The organism is bacterium (assembly GCA_023228325.1).
Taxonomy (GTDB): Bacteria; Auribacterota; UBA6266; order UBA6266; family UBA6266; genus UBA6266.
The window spans coordinates 1,890,577-1,911,840 of the sequence record JALOBK010000001.1 but is presented as its reverse complement, the minus strand read 5'-3'; the positions used below and the strand labels follow the sequence as shown (position 1 = coordinate 1,911,840).

Sequence of the window (21,264 nt, the reverse complement as noted above, 5' to 3'; positions counted from 1 at the left end):
CTATCACGTATCAGGCCATCTGTATTTGAAAGTAAGGATCACTATAATGACATAAAAACAATATTCCCCGTAGGCGATGTATACGGAGTCGAAAATGTTGGATATGTCGGATTCCACGTTTACGGCGATAAATTTCAGACCGAACAGCAGGCCTTTGAGTACAAAATGGAAAATCGCGCAGAATATTATGGATTCAGCCGTTCTAAGTATTATATTTTTAATAAATCTTATTACGGCTTTAATAAATTTTACCAGGCCGGCCCCTAAATTTTTTTTAAGTTCGGGGCTCCCGATAGGATACATTTTGATTTTACATCTCGGACAGAAATTTATTCTGACATCTTCATATCCGCATTTCGGGCATTTCATTTATATAACTCCGATCAACCTGTGAATTTTGAGCCGAGATATACTATTAATCCGGCGAGTATGAATTTGGACTCGACTACAAGGTCGAAGACAGCTTCCTGGGAAAAATGGCGTTTATGGTACAAGTACAGGTAGAATAAGGAATAAACGGATATCAGCGGCAATATGTAACCGTAGGAAGGTATTACTTTAAAGTAGGATGCGGATACAGACATCAAAGCTGAAATCAGTATCATAACCACTATAGTCTTTTTGGTAAAGGATTTACCTTTTAATACGGCCAGGCTTTCTTTCCCTATCGTCCTGTCCGCATGTATTTCTACCAGGTCATATGTCAGACATCTGATGAATATTAAAATTGATATGTAAGCGAAACTAAAGGCTATCAGCGCCGGGCTTATCGGAGGAGGCGATACCTCCTTGTACCCGAAGAGCGGCAGGAAAACAGTGATTGAAGTCCATGCAAGACTGACCATGATGTTTTTCGACATCGGGATATCTTTCAGCCTTCTCACAGCCCATGTTTTCGGAAATAATTTTGTGCCGTATGATACGCCTGCTATACACGCAATGAATGCTATTATAAATGCTGAAAAACCCAGTATAAGCGAACAGATGAGAACTGCGAACATGGTGATTATTGAAAGGGCCTTGAATTCTTCGTGGTGGGATTCCATAAAACCTATACGCGAATAATCTTTCAGTTCTCCAAGTGTATTGTCGAAGAGGCGGTTAAATGTGTGCATGGAAAATATATACAATCCCGCGGTCAGGGGATAAAGGATGGAGGGATTGTGCAGTTTGAAAAATTTGGTGCAGATATAAGATAAAACGCCGGCGGATACAGCTATCAGGATATTGGTCCTTACTATAAAATAAATGATGTTCTCAATGTTTAATAACAGCTTCAGCCGGTTTTTCCGGTTTGCTTTTTTTAATTCCCGGACAAGGTTTTTTATCATCCAATTGGGGGTAGAAGCTCCTGCCGTGATTCCAACTGTCCTGTATTTCAAAATCTCATCAACATTCAGTTCATCGGCGTTTTCTATGTAGTAAGCGGGTTTTTTTTCATTGATGCATATTTCGTACAGGCGCCGGGTATTTGCGCTGTCCCTGCCTCCTAAAACTATCATTACATCCGCTTCCTTCGCCAGCTTTCTTGTTTCTTCCTGTCTTTTTTCGGTGGATTTACATATTGTATTGTATATTACGGCATTAGGAAAACGGTTCTTGATTTCGGAAGAAACGGCTTCAAAAAGACCTGAGCTTTGGGTGGTCTGGCAGACAACGGCTATATCCCCCGCGATGTCGGGTATATTATTGATTTCCCCGGTTTTATTCACCACAAAACTTTTGCTCCCGGCAAAACCCAGTAAACCCGTAACCTCGGCATGTCCCTTGTCGCCGATTATTATTATTGTATAGCCTTTATTCGCATATTTTTTAACCAGGCTTTGAACCTTTAGCACATCAGGACAGGTCGCATCGCATATAAGGGCTTTCGCCGAAATTAGTTTTTCCCGTGTATCCGGAGGGATTCCGTGCGCTCTGATGACCACGGTTGTCCCGGAATCCGCGTCTTCGGGTTTGCTGATGCTTCCGATGCCCTTCGATTTAAGTTCTTCCAGGACCCGGGGATTATGGATCAGGGGCCCGTATGTAACAATCCTCCTGTTTTTCTTATGAAGGTTTTTTGCGAGAGCATAGACTATGTCGGTAGCTCTCCTGACCCCCATGCAGAAACCGGATAAATACGCTATTTTGATTTTCATTGTGTTTAAACACCCGTGTTACATAATATTCATCTTTTTATTGAAATATTTCAATATTTTTTTATATTGCAATGTTTGTGTTTTTCAACGCCGAGCAGTATCTTTTTCCATTTCCTGCCGGATGAGTAATTTCCGATTCCGCCTGTTTCGGGAATTATTCTGTGGCACGGAACTATTATCGGAACAGGATTTTTACTGCAGACGGAACCGACAGCTCTCTGGCTCTCAGGGTGTCCGATCCGGACAGCTATCGCAGAATAAGTCAGGGTTTTACCGAAAGGAACGCTTCTTACGGCATTTATTACTTTCTGCCCGAAGTCCGTGCCGTAAATATGTATGTTGTAATCGGGAAGCGGTTCTCCCCTCCTGAAGTAACTGTTGAGCGATTTTTCAAGCCTTTTAGAAAAAGCAGAGACCTTTAATTTTTTTGCAGGGGGCTTGCCTGACGGAAAAGTAATGCCGAATATTGTTTTTCCGTCATGGCAGACAATAAATCTTCCATAGTCTGTTTCCAAGGGGCTGTAGAAACGGTTCTTATTCAAAAATTACCTGGAGATCAACCATATAAGGGCTAAAACAAAAAGAATGCCGACAATAGCATAAATGATCTTGTTGCGTAAATCCTCCTTGTGATATTTATGCATGCCGAGGGTCTGTATGCTCCCCGCCCCGAGATAATTGGCCAATTTTTTTCTTTCGTCGCCATCCTTCGGGGAATCAGGTGTTTCCCTGGTCAATTCTCTCCTTTTTGAAGATGTGTCATTTGACGTAATCTTTATGATTTCGCGTTTGACCTTGTTTATTTCGCGGTCAAGCTCTCTGATTTTTTTATTGTAATGATTAAAAATATTCATAAGACCCTTTTTCAGAATGAATTATAATGCAATAATAAAGTTTTATTTTAGTAAAAAAAGTGTGATGAAAACCAGAATCAAAGCAAGCGCCGCAATCGGAAGCCCTGTGTAAAATCCGATTTTGAGAAGCTCAAGTTTTGAAAACTGCGATTTTGATTTTGCCGTAACAGCCGGGGTATCGCCGGATTGGAGCTGAGAGAAGGCTTCAATCCTGGCTATCGCTTTTTTGAAATCCGAACCTGCTTCCTCTATGACAACCAGCGATTTATCAAGTTGATTTTCCAGTTCGGGAGATTCTATGTCCGGTTCCGGGATAGAGGCTATTTTCTCATAATCGGTTTTTAGTTTATCGCATAATATACTCAGCTCTTCGTTCATCCTGTGATTGGATTCTATTTCGCTTTCGAGAGACAGGACAGCTTTGTTTATCGAAGGCTGCAGATCAGATTTGCCTTCGGTCAGCTTATCCAGTTTTACTTTAAGTTTTTCCAGTTTGTTTCTTTCCTTTTCCAATTGGCTCTGCCTGGTTTTAAGTTTTGAAAGCTCATCCTGAGCCGACGTCATTTTTTCGTCGAGTGTGGATTGAATCTGAATATCACCGGTCATTCTGCTACCCCCCTTTTTTTAACGGGAATTTAAAATAAGATTTAAAAAACAATTTAAAATGCTGTATAATCAGTGAAATAAATTTATTGTAATTAAACATAATTTTTCTTTGTATGTCAATTTAAATCAGTAAGGAGGCCGGTTATGGAATTTCTGCTGAAGGTTATTCTCGGAGCGTTCGGGTTGCTGATAATAATTACGAGGGCGGCAGGCGTAATAAGCCCGTCCATCGCCAGGAAAATGGTCCTGGCAATGAAAGATTTCAGTGACAGCACAGCCAGGCTTTTGGGCTCTTTTTTCGCCGCAACGGGATTCTTCTGCATTATTGTCGCGGCCCTTTACGCGATAGGAAAACTCCCCGCTCTATATGTAATGGCATTGATACTGGGCGCTTTGATGATATTCTTCGGTTTTGTTCTTGTTTATCTCCTGGTTTACAAACATATCATCGAAAAATATTTTGCCGGCGACAAACCTGTGATTAACGACCGTTATATGCAGGTTCTCTGCGCTGTGCAGCTGATAATAGGGGTAGTGATAGTCTGGATCGTCCTTATTTCGAATTAATATATTTTTTATATCAGGATGTTAAACTACGGGTTTGGGAATGGTGAAGAAAAATTTAGAGCCTTTCCCCTCTTCGCTCTCTATCCAGATTTTTCCGCCGTGAAGCTCTATTATCTCTTTTACAATCACAAGCCCCAGGCCGCTGCCTTTATATTTTCGGGTTACACTGCTGTCAACCTGGTAGAACTTGTCAAAAATTCTGTCTATCTGGTCCCGGGGAATGCCGATCCCGTTATCCGATACGCAGAATATAAATGATTCTTTCGTGTCTTTTTTCGATATTTCTATCGTTCCTCTTTCGGGGGTGAATTTAATTGAGTTTGAAATAAGGTTTATGAAGACGCGGCTCATTTTTTTCCTGTCTATCTGTGCAAAGGAATGCTCGTTATTTTCCATTTTATTCTCAAGGGATATCTTTTTCTTGTCGGATATGGGGGTTAACCATTGTATGCATGAATCAATAAGTTCCTTTACGTTTACAAGCTCGTATTCAAGGTCTATACTGCCTGATTCTATCCTTGCCACATCGAGCAGTTCGGATATCATCTCATCGAGCCTTGTCACCTGGTGTTCGGCTATCGTAAGGCTTTTGTTCTGCAGCTGCGAAACTTCGCCCGCTTTTCCGCTGAGCACAAAACTTATATAACCCTGGATAGTTGTAAGCGGAGTCCTTAACTCGTGTGAAACCATGGACAGAAAGTTATTTTTCACTTCGTTCATTTTTATCAGTTCTTCATTTGCTTTTTGAAGTTCGGATGTTCTTTCCTCGACTTTCTTTTCCAGGGTTTTTATTATCTTTGCGTTTTCCACCGCTTCTATCCTTTGTTTTTCAATATAGAATATGCCGCTTAGCCCCGCGGTAATGACAAGGATGGTTATCGCTATGAAGATAAGTGTCTGCATGAAGTTTTTCTGAAGGATTTCTATAAATTGTCTTTGATTGGTGCATACGCCTACTGTCCAGTTGAGCCCCCCTATGGCCAGGGGGTTGTAAGCCGTTATTTTTTTTGTCGGATGCCTTTCCCTCATTTCCTGTGAAATATATTCAATGACACCGGGCATTCCCTCCCGCATGTTTGAAATGGCGGTTGAAACACATTCTTTTCTGCTGTCGCCGAACCTGCAGGAAATATTGCTTCCGTTGTTTATCTCGTGTTTTCCCGCTATCTGAATGCCGTTGCCGTCCGCAAGCCAGACATATTCCAGATAACCGGGCTGGAGTTTTAACATGTATTCATTTTCAATCTTCCGGGTAGAGATTATGCCTATAATGAAACCCTCCAGGACAGTAAGTTTTTTATTTGTTTTAAATACGGGAGCGACAATAAAAGGCGCGAAACACCCCGGTTTTATCGAAACGGCATTGGTTAACATGGATTTACGGGTTTTCTGCGAGGCGTCGAAAATATCGCGTATAACGGCGCCGGAATCACATTTTATGACTGACCCTTTTTCGAAAAAATTTTCAGGGTAGGAATATTTTACCACAGCGTCCGGGGTGCAGAAAACAACGGCGGTGAATCCGCCGTAGTTGACAAAGATGTCGGAAAAATATCCTTTTAAATTCTCATCGTCTTTGACATCGATGACGTTGGAAAGCAGGTTCATGCCAGTGATGCCGTTTTCCACGAATTGGCATATACTGTTTGCTATCTGGTTGGACAGGAGCAGGAGCTGCTGGGTATATAAATTAAGGGTTTGGGCCTGAGAAGACTGGAATGCGAAATAAGCCATTGAAACCGTGATGACAAGCATCATCAGCATTATTATAAAAACAAGGTATCTTTTCCTGTGACGTATCATTAGCGGTCCTGCCGGGAGATTTTATTTTTTTTCAATATATTTTTGAGCGCTGAGAGCCGCGGTCGCCCCGTCTCCTGTTGAAATTGCAACTTGTTTATATGATTTTTCCCTTATGTCGCCGCAGGCGAACATTCCCGGAACGGAAGTTTCCATTTGCAAATTGACGGCTATGTAACCTTCATCGTCTGTTTTTACCATGTCCCTGACAAAACGCGAATTAGGTTTTTGCCCTATAAAGACGAAAACGCCGTCTGTCTTGTGTTCGGTTATTGTTCCGGTGACCTTGTTTTTTACGGTTATTCCTTCAACCCGGCTGCCGCCCTTGATTTCCAGAGGGATTGTATTCCACAAAAAAGATATTTTGCCGTTGTTTTTTGCCTTTTCTTCCAGATAGGCCGAAGCCCTGAGCTTGTCTCTCCTGTGGATGATTGTCACGGCAGACGCGAATTTCGAGATAAAAAGGCTTTCATCTACGGCTGTATCTCCCCCGCCGATTGCAAAAACGTTTTTTCCCCTGAATAACGGCCCGTCGCACGTTCCGCATGTTGATACACCTTTGCCTAAAAATTCGCTTTCTCCGGGTATGCCGAGCTTATTGGGAACTGACCCGGCCGCAATAATAACTGTTTTCGAAATACACTGAACGGACAAGCCTTTAATCAGGAATGACGCGTCCGGAGCCTTTTGTATTGATAAGATCTCATTGTTGATGAATTCGCAGCCGAATTTAGCGGCTTGAGCCCGGAATTTTTCTGAAAGGTCGGGACCTAATACGCCTTGCGGAAATCCGGGATAATTTTCAACACTGGATGTCCAGCTTATTTGTCCTCCGGGAGCGCCTTTTTCGAATATGGCTGTTTTGAGTCCCGCCCGGGAAGAGTATATGCCTGCGGATAAACCCGCGGGTCCCGCTCCTATTATTGAGATATCATATGTTTTTATCATAGTAATAACAAAAAATTGAAACAGCCGTAAATATTATATCTTAAAATATGCGGCGGATAAATACTTTTATGAGTTAAAGAAAAGGCCGGGATTCCATACCCGGCCTTTTAAAAGGATAAACGGTTAAATTCCGAGCCAATTCTGGATCACGGGAGAAAACTTTACGATTAATCCCGCTACGACAACGCTTATCATACTCATCAGTTTGATTAAAATATTAAGGCTGGGCCCGGAAGTATCTTTGAAAGGATCTCCGACGGTATCCCCCACTACGCCCGCTTTGTGCGCGGGGCTTCCCTTCCCTCCGTATTCGCCTGTTTCTATATATTTTTTCGCGTTATCCCATGCTCCTCCCGCATTGTTGAGCATTACAGCAAGAACAAATCCCGTCGACAGGCCTCCCGCCAGAAGACCCATAACACCTGAAACACCCAGTATAAGACCTGTTACCACGGGCGTCAATATGGCGAGAAGAGAAGGAAAAATCATTTCTTTTTGCGCCCCTATGGTGGATATGGCAACGCAGGATTTGTAATCGGGTTTTTCCGTTCCCTCAAGAATCCCTTTCTTTTCCCTGAATTGCCTTCTGACTTCCTGAACCATGGAAGAAGCGGCTCTCCCCACAGCTTTCATTGTTAATGAGCAGAAGACAAACGCCAGCATTCCCCCCAGAAACATGCCTATCAGGACTTTGGGGTTCATCAGTGTAATGTTAAAATACATCATAAATTCATCTAACGTAGCTTTTGAAACATCTATTATGTTTCCCGCGACTGTTATTGTCTCCTGGCCTATACGCATCATGCCCGTCCTTACTTCTTCCATATACGCGGCAAGAAGAGCCAGCGCAGTCAATGCGGCGGAACCTATGGCGAATCCCTTTCCCGTGGCTGCGGTGGTGTTCCCCAGCGAATCAAGCGCATCTGTCCTCTTGCGCACTTCTTCTCCCAACCCTGACATTTCGGCATTCCCCCCGGCATTATCCGCTATGGGACCGTAGGCATCAGTAGCCAATGTTATACCGAGAGTTGACAGCATTCCTACGGCCGCTATCCCTATCCCGTATAAACCCAGTTCCGGTATTTTGTTCCCGCCCGCCAGAACAAACGCGGCCATCATTGCAACAGCTATGGTAACGACCGGAATCCATGTTGACATCATACCCACCGCAAAACCGTCTATTATCACTGTTGCCGGACCTGTAAGGGCATTTTTGGCTATTCCTTTGGTCGGGGCATAATTAAAGGCGGTATAATATTCTGTGCTCTGCCCTATGATAATTCCCGCTAATAATCCTGACGCAATGGCCCCGAAAATCCCCCATGTCATGCCGAGAAATCCGAAACCTGCCATAACGCCCGTTGTTAATAATATCAACAGGGAACTTAACGCTGTTCCAGCCAACAATGAGAGCAGAAGCTGTTTCATTGTGGCTCCCTCGCGTGTTCTGACCGCGAAGATACCTATTATAGAGAAAATAGTGCCGAGTCCGGCAATCAGCATGGGTATCATAATGGAGTTTAATCTGCTGGCAAAGCCGAGGTTGGAATATGCGGCAACACCCAATGCCGCCGTCGCCAGTATTGAGCCGCAATAGGATTCATACAGGTCGGCTCCCATTCCCGCCACATCTCCAACGTTATCCCCTACATTATCCGCAATCGTTGCGGGATTTCTCGGGTCATCTTCCGGAATACCGGCCTCTACCTTACCTACGAGATCGGCTCCGACGTCGGCGGCTTTTGTGAAAATTCCGCCTCCGACTCTCGCAAATAACGCCTGTGAACTCGCCCCCATACCGAAACACAGCATTGTCACCGTGATTTCGTGAAGATTCATATTTGTCAGCTTATAGAGTATTAAAAACCACAGGCTGATATCCAGAAGGCCTAAACCTACTACCACAAGCCCCATTACGGCTCCTGAACGGAACGCCACCACAAGGCCCTGGTTCAGGGAAGTCCTTGCTCCGTTCGCGGTTCTGGCGCCGGCGTTTGTCGCAGTTTTCATCCCCAGAAAACCGGAAAGGCCGGAAAAGAAACCGCCGGTTAAAAAAGCGAACGGGACCCATCTTGACTGCACCTTGATCCCGAAAGCCATAAGTATAAAAATTAAAAATACGACTAAAAAGAAAATACCGACTATTTTATACTGCTGCTTAAGATACGTCATCGCGCCTTCTCTGACGGCGGCCGCAATCTCTTTCATTTTCGGGGTGCCTTCGGATTCTTTCATCATCATCTTGTAAAATAAAAAAGCGGTGATAAGCGCGAGTATTGAAGCGGCGGGAGCTATCCACCATATGGGGGGTATAGTCCTGGGATCCGGCGTTTCGGCGGAAGCTGAGGCAACGCCCGCTGAAAAGAATATCAACAGCAGGGTTACGCCGAAAATGCAGTATTTTCCATATTTCTTTCTCATTGGTTCTCCTTTTTAAGAATTGCGTTTTTAAATTGTTACAGCCATTTATTTCCGGTCAGCTTTTCATATGCTTCTATATATTTTTCCCTTGTTTTACTGATGACTTTTTCCGGCAATGCCGGGGCAGGCGGTTTTTTGTCCCAGTCAAGGGTTTCCAGGTAATCCCTCAGGAACTGCTTGTCGAAATTTTCCTGGGGTTCTCCTTCCCTGTAACCGGAAAGCAGCCAGTATCGCGAGGAATCGGGTGTGAGGACCTCGTCGCATAATATTATGCTGTTATCCATGACTCCGAATTCGAATTTTGTATCTGCCAGAATCAAACCTTTATTAAGAGATAAGTCCGAAGCGAATTTATATATTTCCATTGTTTTGGATATTATGAAATCGGAAGTCTCTTTCCCGATAACATCGATCATTTTTTTGACCGTTATATTTTCATCATGCCCGCTCTCAGCTTTTGTGGACGGCGTAAATACCGGCTCAGGCAGTTTTGAATAACTTTTCAGGCCTTTGGGAAGTTTTATCCCGCATACAGTCTGTTTTTTATCGTATTCTTTAAGCCCCGAACCCGCTAAATATCCCCTGACGACGCATTCTATGGGAATTATGGAACACTTTTTGACAAGCATAGAGCGGCCTTTGATGATATCGCCGAATTTTTTAAGTTCCGGAGGATATTTTTCAATATCGGTTGTTATAATGTGGTTCTCAATGACGGGATACAGTTTGTTAAACCAGAAAACGGAAATAGCCGTAAGGAGTTTTCCTTTATCGGGTATGGGATTGGGCATTATGCAGTCAAAAGCGGAAATCCTGTCACTGGTCAGTATCAGTAGTTTATCGCCCAGGTCATATATTTCCCGGACCTTCCCGGACTTGAATTTTTTTATCCCTGAAAGATTTATATTATCCATTGCCGGCATTTTGCCCTGTTTTTTCTTAAAGGTTATATCGGTATTTAAGGAAATATCTTTTTATCAAAAGACATTAACGCTGTCAAGTATTCCTGTTTAATTTTAAAAGTTCTTTTGCGTGTTCCAGGGTCACCGAAGTAATGTTTTTACCGCCAAGCATCCTTGCTATCTCTTCAACTTTCTCATTGTAATCGAGTTTTTTTATCCGTGTGAATGTCCTTCCCCCTTCAATGTCTTTATAGATATAAAAATGGCTGTCCGCCATAAGGGCGATCTGAGGCAGATGTGTGATACAGATAATCTGATGGCTTTTCGATAGTTCTTTCAGTTTTTTTCCGACAGCAACAGCCGTTTTCCCGCCTATGTTTGTGTCAATTTCGTCGAATATCAGGACGGGGGTAAAATCTTTTTCGGCAAAAACCGTTTTTAGCGCGAGCATCAGCCTGGAAATCTCTCCTCCGGAAGCGACGTCTTCAAGCGGAAGGGGGTTTTCCCCCTTGTTGGCGGAAAAAAGATACCGGACGCCGTCAGTCCCGTTCTCTCTTAATCCCTTATCGAAAAGAGAAATTGTTATCTGCGCGTGTTCAAGTCCTATTTCGCTTAATTCCGCGATTGCGCGCTCCGAGAACTTCTTTGCGGCCGATTTTCTCTTTTTTGAAATATTTTCAGCTTCCAGCCGGAGTTTTTCTTCAATAGCCGCTATTTTTGCCGCAAGTTTCTTTTTTTCTTCTTCAAAAGATTTATAGATGCGCAGTTCATTAGACAAAAAGCCATATTTCTGTTCCACATCTGATATTTGAGGGCCGTATTTCTTTTTTATCGTATAAATATCCTGAAGCCTGCTTTCGATCTGTTTTTGACGGTTATCGTCAAAATCGGGGTTTTCGGTCAACTCCCTTATTTTCGAAGCGGTTTCGCTCAGGAAATTGTTGAAAGACCCTATTGTCTCCGCGCTGAATTTTTCCCCGGATATATCCTCTATTTTGCACAGTATTTTTGAAGTATGGGCCAGTTTGTTGAATATCGATTCGTCGCCGTCATACAGCAGGGTTAACGCTTCCTGGGATAATTCCGCCAGCGCGCTGTAATTGGCGATAACCGATAACTCTTTTTCCAGGGCAGGTTCCTCCCCTGGTTTTAAAGACGCTTTCTGTATCTCGTCTAACTGATATTGATAAAGTTCGGCCAGTTCGCCGGAAATTTTGCCTTTGGCCGTCATTTCATCGAATTCTTTCCTGGCGCTCATAAAATCTTTATAAATCCTGCCGTATTTTGTTTTATCGATCATCCCGTAAATGTCAAGCAGTTCCATCTGGTAGTCATTATGGAGAAGAAGCTGATGGGAATTTTGGGAGTGATAATCCAGTATCTGGTCGCCTATCTTTTTTAATATCGAAATAGGCACAGGATTATAGTTTATAAATACCTTGTTCCTTCCTTCAGAATTAAAATCCCTTTTGATGTATATGTATGATTCTTCGGTCTGCAGTCCGAGTTCATCGAGCTTCAGCCTGTCGGCGCAGAGCCTGTTTATTTTGATAGACATTGAAACAGAGCCTTTATTTTCGCCTTTTCTCAGGTAGGTTTTATCCCATTTCTCTCCTATGGTCAGCATCAATGATGAAAGCAGAAGAGATTTTCCTGCTCCGGTTTCACCCGTCATGACGTTTAATCCGCCGCCGAATCGTATTTCTATATCCTTTGCGAGCGCGATATTGTTTATTTTTATGGTCTCTATCATGTCCTATACCAGAAAAAGCGCCGTTCCCAGCAGAATACAGTAAACTGCGAAGACTGTCAGCCTTCTTGATTTTACAAGCATAATCATTAATTTTATAGCTATCAACCCGGATATCAGAGCCGCAAAAAAACCGGAAATCAATCCGGGAAAGTCGTAGCTATTACCAATACTGCCGCAGGATGCGATTGTTTCATAGATGAATGCGAGCAGGATTATGGGGATGGATAAGATGAAAGAAAATTTCGTCGCCTCGCTTCTTTCCATTTTCAGGAAAAGACAGAAGGCGATAGTCATTCCGGACCTTGATATGCCCGGGAAGACGGCAATACCCTGGGCCAGGCCTATTAAAAGGATGTTGAGGACGCTTATTTGACAGAGGGTTTTAGGCTGTGTGTTTTTTATCCTGTCCGAAAGGAACAGGATAACAGCCGTAACCAGCAGGGATATCCCGATTATCTTTTTCCTGTGAAGGACGTCCTCTCCTGTTACCGACACAATCAAAAATGCCGCTATCGCGGAAATAACCGTCGCCGCTAAAATCCTGGTAAAATATTTTATTTCATTCTTCTGAGCGCGGAACAGTCCATGAATTATTTCATATATTGTTTTCCTGTAGACAATGATTGTCGCGATCATTGTCCCGGCGTGCATGGAAACGTTAAGAAAGAAGGACGGCTGAATCCCGATGATATTTTCGGTTATGACCAAATGCGCGGAAGAGGATACGGGAAGGAATTCCGTTATACCCTGTATAAACCCTAAAAATAATGATTTTAAAAGGAGCATATAATCAGGTTTTCAGTTTGTTGATGGTTTCCGCGACCGCCCGCGCTGATTTATCAAGGCGTTTTTGCTCTTCATCCGTTAATTTGATTTCCGCGATTTCTTTCAACCCTTTTCCGCATAGCCTGACAGGCACTCCGAAATATATGTCGCTCAGCCCGTATTCGCCGTTCAGATAAACGCTGCACGGGATTATTTCATGGATGTCTTTTATAATATGTTCTGCCATTTTAACGGCGGAGGAAGATGGCGCGTAATAAGCGGACCCGGTCTTCAAAAGTTTGACTATTTCCGCTCCCCCGTTTTGAGTCCGTTCGTTTATTTCGCTGATTTCATCTGCGGCCAGAAATTCCGCCAGCGGTTTCCCTTTGATTTCTGAAAGTCTCGGCATGGGAACCATTGTATCCCCGTGCCCGCCTAAAACTATCGACCTGACTTCCGAAGGCGCGCATCCGAGCTTTTCCGAAATGAAGTAACTGTATCTTGCGGAATCAAGGACTCCTGCCATGCCCAGGACACGGTGAGACGGGAAACCGGATACTTTAAAGGCTAAATAAGTCATTGCGTCAAGCGGATTTGTCACCATTATTATTATTGAAGCGGGACTGAATTTTGATATTCGGGCAACTACATCCGATATAATGCCGGAATTGATTTTAAACAGGTCATCCCTGCTCATCCCCGGTTTTCTGGCTGAACCGGCGGTGATTATAACGATATCGCTGTTTTGTGTTTCCTGATAATCGTTGGTGCCGCGTATTTTTTTCGAAAAACCTTCAATCGCGGCTGACTGCATTAAATCAAGAGCCTTGCCCTGAGGAAGCCCTTCAACAATATCCATCAGTGTTACATCGGCGAGATTTTTTTCTATGATTCTTTTCGCGCACGCGGTTCCGACAAAACCGGCTCCCACCACCGTAATTTTTTTATCCATTATACATATCTCCCCGGTTCCTGCCGCCGGTTTGCTCAAGACAGGCGTTAAAGGTATTCTTCATAAGCATCGCAATTGTCATGGGACCGACCCCGCCCGGGACCGGAGAAATCGCTTTAACCTTGTTTTTTACATTTTCAAAATCAACATCTCCCACAATTTTATATCCTTTTTCCGCTGTTTCATCGTTTACCCTGTTTGTTCCAACGTCAATTACCACCGAATCTGTTTTTACCATGTCGGCTTTTACAAACCGGGGCTTGCCTATGGCGGCTATGAGGATATCGGCGCTTGAAGTTATCTCTTTCATATTTTCCGTGCGGGAATGGCACAAAGTAACAGTCGCGTTTGCGCCGATTGCCTTTTGGCACAGGATTGAGAAAAGAGGTTTTCCCACGATATTGCTTCTCCCGAGTATGACCACATGCCTGCCTTCAGGGTTGACGCCGGATTTTAAAAGGAGTTCCTGTATTCCCGCGGGTGTGCACGGCGGCATAACAGGGTTTCCTGTAAGAAGCCTGCCGACATTATATGGATGAAAACAATCCACATCCTTTGAAGGATGGACTGACTCTATGACTTTTTCCGCATTTATGCGCCCGGGTAGAGGAAGCTGTACCAGAATACCGTGGATTTTCCCGGATTTATTCAGCGACTTTATTAATTCGACCAGTTTTTCAGTGGAAACAGCTTCATCAATTAAATGTTTTTCGGAATAAACCCCGATTTCCGCGCACGCTTTTTCCTTCATGGTTACATATACTTTTGACGCGGGGTTGCTTCCCACTAAAATAACAGCCAGTCCGGGAATGATGTTCCTGTCTTTTTTCAGCGCTGAAACCGCGGCGCGCAGCTCATTTTTTATCTGAAGCGATATTTTTTTACCATCAATAATAAGAGACATATTCAATCCTCCTGATTAACCGGAAATCAATTTTTTCGCTATATCTACCGCCGTGCCCGCTTCTTCGGAAAAACCATCGGCCTGTATCTCTTCGGCAAACTCTTTTGTGACAGGCGCTCCTCCAACCATAATTTTTAAATTGGAAGGGCCTTTCTCCTTCAATATGCTTACAGTTGATTTCATTGAAGGCATAGTTGTCGTCAGAAGCGCGGATATTGCGACAAGGCCGGCTTTATGCTCTGTAACAGCCGATAAAAATTTTTCGGGAGCTACATCGACTCCAAGGTCTATCACCTTAAAGCCCGCTCCTTCCAGCATTATCGCTACAATGTTTTTACCTATATCGTGAAGGTCGCCTTTTACCGTGCCGATTACGATACAGCCCTTTGTTCCCAGCTGTTCTGAAGACAATAGAGGTTTTAAAATTGAAACTCCTTCTTTCATGGCTCGCGCTGCCATCAGCACTTCAGGAACATAGACTTCGTTTTTTTTGAATTTTTCCCCGATTTCCTCCATCGCTTCTATCAACCCGGAATTTAAAATTTCCAAAGGCTCGGTTCCGGACATTAACAAGTCTTCGACACTCTTGCGCACTTCAGGCACATTTCCCGAAGAGACTAAGGTTTTCAGTGTTTCAAAGCTCATTGGTTTTCTCCGATTTCCGCTGTTTTCCGGGCATGATGAAGTTCTTTCTCCAGTCATATATGACTTTGACAGGGCATACTTCCACGCATTTGCCGCACACCTTGCATTTAGAGTAATCGATTACAGCCAGATTGTTCTCCATCCGTATCGCATTAAAAGGGCATGCCTGTACGCATTTACCGCAGCCGATACATCCGACACTGCATACTTTGATGACATCGGCGCCCCTGTCATGCGATGAACAGAGAATATGCACTTTTTTGGCGTCTTCAACCAGTTCTATCAGGTTTCTCGGGCATGTGTTAACGCACCTTCCGCAGCCGATACATTTATCCCTTATAACATACGGCATCTGGTTTTCATTTTTTTTGATAGCGTGAACAGGACAGGACTTCAGGCAGGCATAGCCCATCAGGCAGCCGTAGCCGCATTCTACCGACCCGCCGGCGACCATATTGATTATTCTACAGTCTTTTACGCCTGAATAATCGTATTTTTTCCTGCCTATACCGCCTCCGCAGCAATGAATAACAGCCACTTTTTTTTCTATGGAGTCGGGCGCCATCCCCATCAAATCAGCTATTTTTTTTGAGGTTTTTTCGCCGCCGGGCATACAGAGGTTTATTTTTTCTTTTTTTGTGACAATCGCTTCCGCATAACTGAAACAGCCGGCAAATCCGCACGCGCCGCAGTTTATATTCGGTAAAATATCCGATATGTTTTTTATCCTGGGATCTTCTTCAACCCTGAGAAGCTTTGATGAAAGGGATAACGCTATACCGAAGCCTATACCCAGAAGTAAGAGGGCTCCGGTTGAATAAATGATTACCTCAATGCTCATTGTAAATTATCCTAAAGTTTGAATCCTGAAAAACCCAGGAAAGCGATGGAAATCAATCCTGCCGTAACAAAAACTATCGCCAGCCCTTTCATAGGTTCCGGAATTTCGGCGTATTCAAGTTTTTCTCTTATTCCGGACATTATAAGCATGGCCAGCATAAAGCCTATCCCGGCAAAGAATCCCTGTAATGTGGATTTCGCAAAGCCGTAAGATTCACTTTCAAATTGTGTTATATTCAAAAACGCCACACCCAGCACGGCGCAGTTTGTTGTTATAAGCGGAAGATAAATACCCAGAGACCTGTGAAGGGCGGGAAAAGTTTTTTTCAGGAACATTTCCACAAATTGCACGAACGATGCTATTACAAGTATAAACGCCACTATTTTCAGGTATGTCAGGTCAAAAGGGATGAGGATATACCTGTAAAGTATCCATGTGACCGCCGATGCCGTTGTCATTACAAAAACTACGGCAAATCCCATACCCATTGCCGAAGGGGTGTCTTTTGAAACCCCCACGTAAGGGCACAATCCGAGAAAACGTGAAAATATAAAATTCTGAACGAATACGGAACCCATAAACAAAGCTATAATCTGGCCTAATGTCATTTTGAAACCTTACCTTTTTTTATTCTTATAAGATTGAAAAGGGCCATTAAAAAACCGATTGTGAAAAAAGCGCCCGGCGCAAGGATCATTATTGTTACCGGTTTAATATTTTCCGGGATTAACCGGAAACCCAGAAATGTCCCGAACCCCGTCACTTCCCTGATTGCGGAAATTATGAACAGGCTTGCGGTAAAGCCTATCCCCATGCCGATTGCATCCAGTACAGACCTGAAAACACTGTTTTTGGACGCAAAAGCCTCGGCTCTCCCGAGGATGATACAGTTTACAACGATCAGGTTGATATACAGGCTCATCCTCGCGTAGACATCGGGAATAAACCATTGCATCAATAAGCTGGCCACCGTGACAAAGGAAGCGATTATTACTATAAAACAGGGTATTCTGACCTCATCGGGTATTAACTTTTGCACAAGGGAAATAGTGATATTAGAGCACAGCAACACAAAAAAGAAGGCAATCCCCATTCCAAACGCATTTTCAACCAGATTGGAAACAGCCAGGGTAGGACATAATCCCAGGCACAGGATAAAAATAGGATTTTCTCTGATAAATCCTTTGGTCAGTTCCCTTAAATAACCGGTATTATTTTTTTCTTCCCGCGCCATTATCTTTTTACTCCGAAAATCCTGGTTTTAGAATACCGTTCTATCAAAGGTGTTACGGAATTCATCAAAAGGATAGCATAACAGACACCTTCAGGGTAGCCCCCGCGTATCCTTATTAACATGGTGAGTATGCCGCAGCCTATCCCGAAGATTATCTGGCCTTTGGGAGTTATGGGTGAAGTCACGGGGTCTGTCGCCATAAACAAGGCACCGATTACCAATCCCCCGGAAAAAAGGTGAAACGGGATGCCGAATGCGCCTCCGGTGAAATAAGAGATAACCGTCACGGTAAAAATATAGGAAACGGGAATATGCCATGTGATAATTCTTGTGAAAAGAAGAACCAGGCCTCCTATAATCAAAAGGCCCGCCGATGTTTCGCCTATGCTTCCCCCGATACGGCCGATAAAAAGTTCCCTGAACAGATGTGAATGTGAATCGAAAACTTTCATTAAAGAATCGTAGCCCTGTTCCTTGAGCAGGTTTAAAGGAGTTGCGGCTGTTATGCCGTCCGGGAAGACCTGCAGGGTCTTCCATGTAGTCATCTCTTTTGCAAACGCCCCCATTAAAAATGCCCTTCCCGCCAGGGCTGGATTAAAGATATTGCAGCCTAAACCGCCGAAAGCAAATTTAGTAACCGCTATTGAAAAAAACCCGCCCAGGGCGCACATCCATAAGGGAAGTTCCGGAGGCAGGCAAAGGGCAAGAAGAAGGCCCGTCAAAAAAGCGCTGCCGTCTTTTATCGTGGCCGGTTTTTTCATTAACAACGTGCATAAGAATTCGGTAAGGAGAGACGAAGCTGCGCACACGGCGATTACGAGCGCCGCGTGAAAGCCGAAAAAGTAAATACCGGCCGCCGCCGCCGGCATAAGCGCGCCGGAAACTATCCACATCATTTTCTCTGTCGTCAATCCGGTTTTTATATGCGGAGAAACAGTCACTGTAAGATGTTTATCTTTTAGCATTTTTACTCCTCATATATTCGTACTTTCCCAATTTTATATATTGTAATAAGTTAGTTCCCGATGGACAAATATAGTTGCATGATCCGCATTCCATGCAGTCCATCAGGCCTATTGATTTAGCCATATCAATCCTGCCCTTTTCAACCATTTTGCTGATTTCCGCGGGCATTAACCCCATCGGACAGGCGGTTACACACTTACCGCATCTTATACAGGGAAGGTGTTCAAAAGACACCGCTTCCTCCGATGTCAGGAGGAGTATGCCCGATGTAGCTTTCACTACGGGGACTTCATCCGTATACTGGGCAAGCCCCATCATCGGCCCGCCCATAATCAATTTTTTTATCTTCCCGTCCGTCACCCCCGAATGATTGATAAGCGTTTTAAAAGAAGTTCCTATCCTGACTCTCCAGTTCGCGGGGTTTTTTATGCCTTTTCCGGAAACCGTGACGACTCTCTCAAAAAGAGGTTTTTTTAAAAAAACCGCCTCATAAATAGCGAATACGGTGCCTATGTTGTGAACTAAGACGGAAACATCCATCGGCAGTCCGCCGGACGGCACTTCCTTCCCTGTTAAAGTATAAATCAGTTGTTTTTCCGCTCCCTGCGGATATTTTACTTTAAGAGGCAACACCTCTAATCCGGTTATGTCTTTTAATGAATCAAGTTTTTGTCTGAATAAGGAAATGGCGTCTTTTTTATTTTCCTCTACCGCGATTAAGCATTTTTCCGCGTTAAGTATTTTTTTTATTATAACCGCGCCTTTTAATATCTGTTCGGCATTGTTAAGCATCAGGGAGTGGTCGGACGTAAGATACGGCTCGCATTCGGCGCCGTTGATGATAAGGGTTTTAACAGGCTTGTCCGAAGGCGGATTTAATTTTACATGGGCCGGGAATGTCGCGCCTCCCAGGCCTACTATCCCCGCATCCCGAATCAATCCCAGTATTTCCCCGGACGAGAGGCCGGCGGCGGAAACATCTTCGGCGGAATAATCCTTTTCCGGTTCATCCCTGTTGTCGGATTTGATAATTACGGCGCTGGCTTCGCCCAGCAGCGGATGAGGCGCCTTTTTGATATCTGTCACTTCTCCCGAGACGGGTGAATGCAGATTAGCTGATATATAACCTTTTGCTCGGGCAATAAGCGTCCCCTTTTTGACTTTATCGCCTTTTTTGACGATAGGTTCGGAGGGAGAGCCTAAACTCTGCTGTAAAGGAAGCACGGCGATTCCGGGAGGCGGGAAATCTTTTATGGAGAGTTCTCCGCAGAGGCCCTTGTTTTCCGGAGGATGTATGCCGCCTTTGAAAGTTATTTTTGCCTTCATTTAATCCTTTTGATTTCTTCGACTTCCATTACAGGTTTTGACCAGCTGGAAATATAAAACACCCTCCCCTTGATTTCAACCGGGTTTTTTGAAAAAAAGGTAAGAGGTTGTTTCCCCTCTTTAATGAAATACAGGATGTTTTTTTTGTTGTCCCGCTGAAGGAGTTTGTATGTCCCGGGCCTGTTTATCAGCACTCCGAGGTCTTCGAGCCATCCGGTGACAGTGACGGTTGATTCGGATTCCGCCTCATTTCCGTCTGTTACCGAAGAATGAATCTCTGATTTTTCATCCATGGTCTTTTTAACATCCGTGGCTGCTTTTGCCACTGACCTGGAAGGTATGCTTTTTGCGTATTTTTTATATATGTAGACCTTTGCGTAATCGGGAAGGATTATTTTTTTCCATGAGCCCAATTCGCCTAAAATTGAAACGTCATCCCCTTTTTTGAGCTGGCATATCAACGAATAGTTTCTGCTTGCCCCGGCTCTTACATTGAGTTTTTCAGCGGTTACCCTGTTATTCTCTATATGCGATGCTTTAACCCATCCGAAAACTTTCTCATTAGGATATATCTCAATCCATTCGCCTTCCACTTTGGATACTTTTACTATGTCGGAACGGTTAAGCTGGCAGATAACATCGTAATCTGTCCCCGCTCCCGCCCTTACATTGACATTTTCGCCCGTTATTTCACAGAAAAGAGCGAAACAATATGTACCGGCGGAAACTGCAAAAAAGACAGCAAGAAACATTATTATTCTGAAAATATTTTTTTCCATAAGAAGTCTTTGGATACCGGTTTATAATAACCCGGTTTTAAATTTCCTATGTTTAAACACCCTATTTTTGTTCTTTTAAGATATATGATTTTATATCCAAGCGCGGAAAACATTTTTCTTATTTGCCTGTTCCGCCCTTCCATTATTGAAACAGCCAGTTCTTTGCCGTTTTTACCGGCTGAAGATATCCTGGCCGGCGCAGTCAGCCTGCCGTCGATTTCAATGCCGTTCCTGAACTTTTCCAGTTCGGCTCCGGTGATTTCCCTGTCAAGGACAACGCGGTATTCTTTCCATAGATTTGAACTCGGATGAATAACCGCCTGCCCGAAATCGCCGTCATTTGTAAGAATTATAAGGCCTTCCGTATCCTTATCCAGTCTTCCGACAGGAAACAACTTCTTCTCGGGTATCAGTTCCGTAACTATAGGCGCATTGTCCTTCTTTGAACAGGAACATACATATCCGCCGGGTTTGTTTACGATAAAATATTTTTTGTCCCTTGGTCTTAACCGCCTGTTATTTATACAGACAACATCTTTTTCGGAATTTATTTTAAAACCCGGTTTTCTTATTATTACTTTGTTTACGCTGACCAGTCCCTGTTGTATAAACTCTTCGCATTTCCGCCTTGAAGCAACCCCTGCGTTCGCAAGATATTTCTGGAGACGTTCAGGCACGGTTATTCTTCGCTTTTGGTTTTTGGAAGATGGAATATGGAACTGTCTTTTTCATTCCACTTCTCTTTTTTCTTTAAAATATCGATTCTTTCGTGGCGTTTTAAAACACTTCTTTTTTGTTTGATTTTCGAGTTTTTGCCGAAACTAGGATGTAAAGACATTTTAACCTCCCGTAATAATCAG

23 protein-coding genes are annotated in these 21,264 nt (G+C 43.7%); 1 reads left to right on the top strand and 22 read right to left on the bottom strand.

The window, feature by feature from the left end; genetic code table 11:
• Positions 1-3: 3 nt before the first annotated feature.
• The 5 genes from M0R36_09230 to M0R36_09210 are packed head-to-tail and all read right to left on the bottom strand — an operon-like array spanning position 4 to position 3,601.
• On the bottom strand, positions 4-369 hold the full coding sequence (locus M0R36_09230; GenBank protein ID MCK9555978.1) for a hypothetical protein: 366 nt from the start codon (positions 367-369) through the stop codon (positions 4-6).
• A gap of 14 nt (positions 370-383) precedes the next feature.
• The gene (gene ispH, locus M0R36_09225) at positions 384-2,141 is read right to left on the bottom strand and encodes a 4-hydroxy-3-methylbut-2-enyl diphosphate reductase (GenBank protein MCK9555977.1); all 1,758 of its coding nucleotides are present in this window, start codon (positions 2,139-2,141) and stop codon (positions 384-386) included.
• 50 nt (positions 2,142-2,191) lie between these two features.
• Entirely contained in the window at positions 2,192-2,656 is a 465-nt protein-coding gene (locus M0R36_09220; GenBank protein MCK9555976.1) for a methylated-DNA--[protein]-cysteine S-methyltransferase, read from the bottom strand.
• A 30-nt stretch (positions 2,657-2,686) separates the two neighbouring features.
• Positions 2,687-2,995 (bottom strand): hypothetical protein, encoded by a 309-nt coding sequence (locus M0R36_09215; protein ID MCK9555975.1) that lies wholly within the window; start codon positions 2,993-2,995, stop codon positions 2,687-2,689.
• A 42-nt stretch (positions 2,996-3,037) separates the two neighbouring features.
• Complete coding sequence (locus tag M0R36_09210) at positions 3,038-3,601, bottom strand: hypothetical protein (protein ID MCK9555974.1); 564 nt, start codon at positions 3,599-3,601, stop codon at positions 3,038-3,040.
• Positions 3,602-3,745: 144 nt separating this feature from the next.
• Here M0R36_09210 and M0R36_09205 point away from each other — a divergent pair, with 144 nt between their 5' ends.
• Positions 3,746-4,168, top strand: a complete 423-nt coding sequence (locus M0R36_09205) for a DUF2065 family protein (GenBank protein ID MCK9555973.1) — start codon at positions 3,746-3,748, stop codon at positions 4,166-4,168.
• A 21-nt stretch (positions 4,169-4,189) separates the two neighbouring features.
• Here the strand turns inward: M0R36_09205 and M0R36_09200 are convergent, their stop codons facing one another.
• The 17 genes from M0R36_09200 to M0R36_09120 form a co-directional block, all read right to left on the bottom strand.
• A complete protein-coding gene (locus M0R36_09200) occupies positions 4,190-5,971 on the bottom strand; it encodes a sensor histidine kinase (GenBank protein ID MCK9555972.1) in 1,782 nt (593 codons plus the stop codon).
• Between the two features lie 21 nt (positions 5,972-5,992).
• On the bottom strand, positions 5,993-6,916 hold the full coding sequence (gene trxB / locus M0R36_09195; protein ID MCK9555971.1) for a thioredoxin-disulfide reductase: 924 nt from the start codon (positions 6,914-6,916) through the stop codon (positions 5,993-5,995).
• Positions 6,917-7,039: 123 nt separating this feature from the next.
• Positions 7,040-9,337 carry a sodium-translocating pyrophosphatase gene (locus M0R36_09190; protein ID MCK9555970.1) on the bottom strand — a complete coding sequence of 766 codons (2,298 nt, stop codon included), beginning with the start codon at positions 9,335-9,337 and terminating at the stop codon, positions 7,040-7,042.
• 35 nt (positions 9,338-9,372) lie between these two features.
• Complete coding sequence (locus M0R36_09185) at positions 9,373-10,260, bottom strand: phosphoribosylaminoimidazolesuccinocarboxamide synthase (GenBank protein MCK9555969.1); 888 nt, start codon at positions 10,258-10,260, stop codon at positions 9,373-9,375.
• A 73-nt stretch (positions 10,261-10,333) separates the two neighbouring features.
• Positions 10,334-11,992: a DNA repair protein RecN gene (gene recN, locus M0R36_09180; GenBank protein ID MCK9555968.1), complete on the bottom strand. Its 1,659-nt coding sequence runs from the start codon at positions 11,990-11,992 to the stop codon at positions 10,334-10,336.
• 3 nt (positions 11,993-11,995) lie between these two features.
• Entirely contained in the window at positions 11,996-12,778 is a 783-nt protein-coding gene (locus M0R36_09175) for an undecaprenyl-diphosphate phosphatase (protein MCK9555967.1), read from the bottom strand.
• 4 nt (positions 12,779-12,782) lie between these two features.
• The gene (gene mdh / locus M0R36_09170) at positions 12,783-13,709 is read right to left on the bottom strand and encodes a malate dehydrogenase (GenBank protein MCK9555966.1); all 927 of its coding nucleotides are present in this window, start codon (positions 13,707-13,709) and stop codon (positions 12,783-12,785) included.
• Positions 13,702-14,613, bottom strand: coding sequence for a bifunctional methylenetetrahydrofolate dehydrogenase/methenyltetrahydrofolate cyclohydrolase FolD (folD, locus tag M0R36_09165; protein MCK9555965.1), 912 nt, complete (start codon positions 14,611-14,613; stop codon positions 13,702-13,704). The genes mdh and folD overlap by 8 nt, the downstream gene beginning before the upstream one ends.
• Before the next feature lie 15 nt (positions 14,614-14,628).
• A complete protein-coding gene (locus tag M0R36_09160; protein ID MCK9555964.1) occupies positions 14,629-15,258 on the bottom strand; it encodes a corrinoid protein in 630 nt (209 codons plus the stop codon).
• Positions 15,248-16,099 carry an RnfABCDGE type electron transport complex subunit B gene (locus tag M0R36_09155; protein ID MCK9555963.1) on the bottom strand — a complete coding sequence of 284 codons (852 nt, stop codon included), beginning with the start codon at positions 16,097-16,099 and terminating at the stop codon, positions 15,248-15,250. The genes M0R36_09160 and M0R36_09155 overlap by 11 nt, the downstream gene beginning before the upstream one ends.
• Before the next feature lie 11 nt (positions 16,100-16,110).
• Positions 16,111-16,707, bottom strand: a complete 597-nt coding sequence (locus M0R36_09150; GenBank protein MCK9555962.1) for an RnfABCDGE type electron transport complex subunit A — start codon at positions 16,705-16,707, stop codon at positions 16,111-16,113.
• Positions 16,704-17,333, bottom strand: a complete 630-nt coding sequence (locus M0R36_09145; GenBank protein ID MCK9555961.1) for an electron transport complex subunit E — start codon at positions 17,331-17,333, stop codon at positions 16,704-16,706. The genes M0R36_09150 and M0R36_09145 overlap by 4 nt, the downstream gene beginning before the upstream one ends.
• Positions 17,333-18,298, bottom strand: a complete 966-nt coding sequence (locus M0R36_09140) for an RnfABCDGE type electron transport complex subunit D (protein MCK9555960.1) — start codon at positions 18,296-18,298, stop codon at positions 17,333-17,335. Before M0R36_09140 ends, M0R36_09145 begins: the two co-directional genes overlap by 1 nt.
• The gene (gene rsxC, locus M0R36_09135; GenBank protein ID MCK9555959.1) at positions 18,285-19,625 is read right to left on the bottom strand and encodes an electron transport complex subunit RsxC; all 1,341 of its coding nucleotides are present in this window, start codon (positions 19,623-19,625) and stop codon (positions 18,285-18,287) included. The genes M0R36_09140 and rsxC overlap by 14 nt, the downstream gene beginning before the upstream one ends.
• Positions 19,622-20,404 (bottom strand): SH3 domain-containing protein, encoded by a 783-nt coding sequence (locus M0R36_09130; GenBank protein MCK9555958.1) that lies wholly within the window; start codon positions 20,402-20,404, stop codon positions 19,622-19,624. The genes rsxC and M0R36_09130 overlap by 4 nt, the downstream gene beginning before the upstream one ends.
• Positions 20,380-21,081, bottom strand: coding sequence for an rRNA pseudouridine synthase (locus tag M0R36_09125; protein ID MCK9555957.1), 702 nt, complete (start codon positions 21,079-21,081; stop codon positions 20,380-20,382). The genes M0R36_09130 and M0R36_09125 overlap by 25 nt, the downstream gene beginning before the upstream one ends.
• 2 nt (positions 21,082-21,083) lie before the next feature.
• A complete protein-coding gene (locus M0R36_09120) occupies positions 21,084-21,242 on the bottom strand; it encodes a small basic protein (GenBank protein MCK9555956.1) in 159 nt (52 codons plus the stop codon).
• Positions 21,243-21,264 lie beyond the last annotated feature (22 nt).

Excerpts from the sequence above, each read along its gene's own strand:
- M0R36_09230 (MCK9555978.1), bottom strand. The coding sequence starts at position 369 with ATGAAATGCCCGAAATGCGGATATGAAGATGTCAGAATAAATTTCTGT.
- ispH (MCK9555977.1), bottom strand. The coding sequence starts at position 2,141 with ATGAAAATCAAAATAGCGTATTTATCCGGTTTCTGCATGGGGGTCAGG.
- M0R36_09215 (MCK9555975.1), bottom strand. The coding sequence starts at position 2,995 with ATGAATATTTTTAATCATTACAATAAAAAAATCAGAGAGCTTGACCGC.
- M0R36_09210 (MCK9555974.1), bottom strand. The coding sequence starts at position 3,601 with ATGACCGGTGATATTCAGATTCAATCCACACTCGACGAAAAAATGACG.
- M0R36_09205 (MCK9555973.1), top strand. The coding sequence starts at position 3,746 with ATGGAATTTCTGCTGAAGGTTATTCTCGGAGCGTTCGGGTTGCTGATA.
- M0R36_09200 (MCK9555972.1), bottom strand. The coding sequence starts at position 5,971 with ATGATACGTCACAGGAAAAGATACCTTGTTTTTATAATAATGCTGATG.
- trxB (MCK9555971.1), bottom strand. The coding sequence starts at position 6,916 with ATGATAAAAACATATGATATCTCAATAATAGGAGCGGGACCCGCGGGT.
- M0R36_09190 (MCK9555970.1), bottom strand. The coding sequence starts at position 9,337 with ATGAGAAAGAAATATGGAAAATACTGCATTTTCGGCGTAACCCTGCTG.
- M0R36_09185 (MCK9555969.1), bottom strand. The coding sequence starts at position 10,260 with ATGCCGGCAATGGATAATATAAATCTTTCAGGGATAAAAAAATTCAAG.
- recN (MCK9555968.1), bottom strand. The coding sequence starts at position 11,992 with ATGATAGAGACCATAAAAATAAACAATATCGCGCTCGCAAAGGATATA.
- M0R36_09175 (MCK9555967.1), bottom strand. The coding sequence starts at position 12,778 with ATGCTCCTTTTAAAATCATTATTTTTAGGGTTTATACAGGGTATAACG.
- mdh (MCK9555966.1), bottom strand. The coding sequence starts at position 13,709 with ATGGATAAAAAAATTACGGTGGTGGGAGCCGGTTTTGTCGGAACCGCG.
- folD (MCK9555965.1), bottom strand. The coding sequence starts at position 14,613 with ATGTCTCTTATTATTGATGGTAAAAAAATATCGCTTCAGATAAAAAAT.
- M0R36_09160 (MCK9555964.1), bottom strand. The coding sequence starts at position 15,258 with ATGAGCTTTGAAACACTGAAAACCTTAGTCTCTTCGGGAAATGTGCCT.
- M0R36_09155 (MCK9555963.1), bottom strand. The coding sequence starts at position 16,099 with ATGAGCATTGAGGTAATCATTTATTCAACCGGAGCCCTCTTACTTCTG.
- M0R36_09150 (MCK9555962.1), bottom strand. The coding sequence starts at position 16,707 with ATGACATTAGGCCAGATTATAGCTTTGTTTATGGGTTCCGTATTCGTT.
- M0R36_09145 (MCK9555961.1), bottom strand. The coding sequence starts at position 17,333 with ATGGCGCGGGAAGAAAAAAATAATACCGGTTATTTAAGGGAACTGACC.
- M0R36_09140 (MCK9555960.1), bottom strand. The coding sequence starts at position 18,298 with ATGCTAAAAGATAAACATCTTACAGTGACTGTTTCTCCGCATATAAAA.
- rsxC (MCK9555959.1), bottom strand. The coding sequence starts at position 19,625 with ATGAAGGCAAAAATAACTTTCAAAGGCGGCATACATCCTCCGGAAAAC.
- M0R36_09130 (MCK9555958.1), bottom strand. The coding sequence starts at position 20,404 with ATGGAAAAAAATATTTTCAGAATAATAATGTTTCTTGCTGTCTTTTTT.
- M0R36_09120 (MCK9555956.1), bottom strand. The coding sequence starts at position 21,242 with ATGTCTTTACATCCTAGTTTCGGCAAAAACTCGAAAATCAAACAAAAA.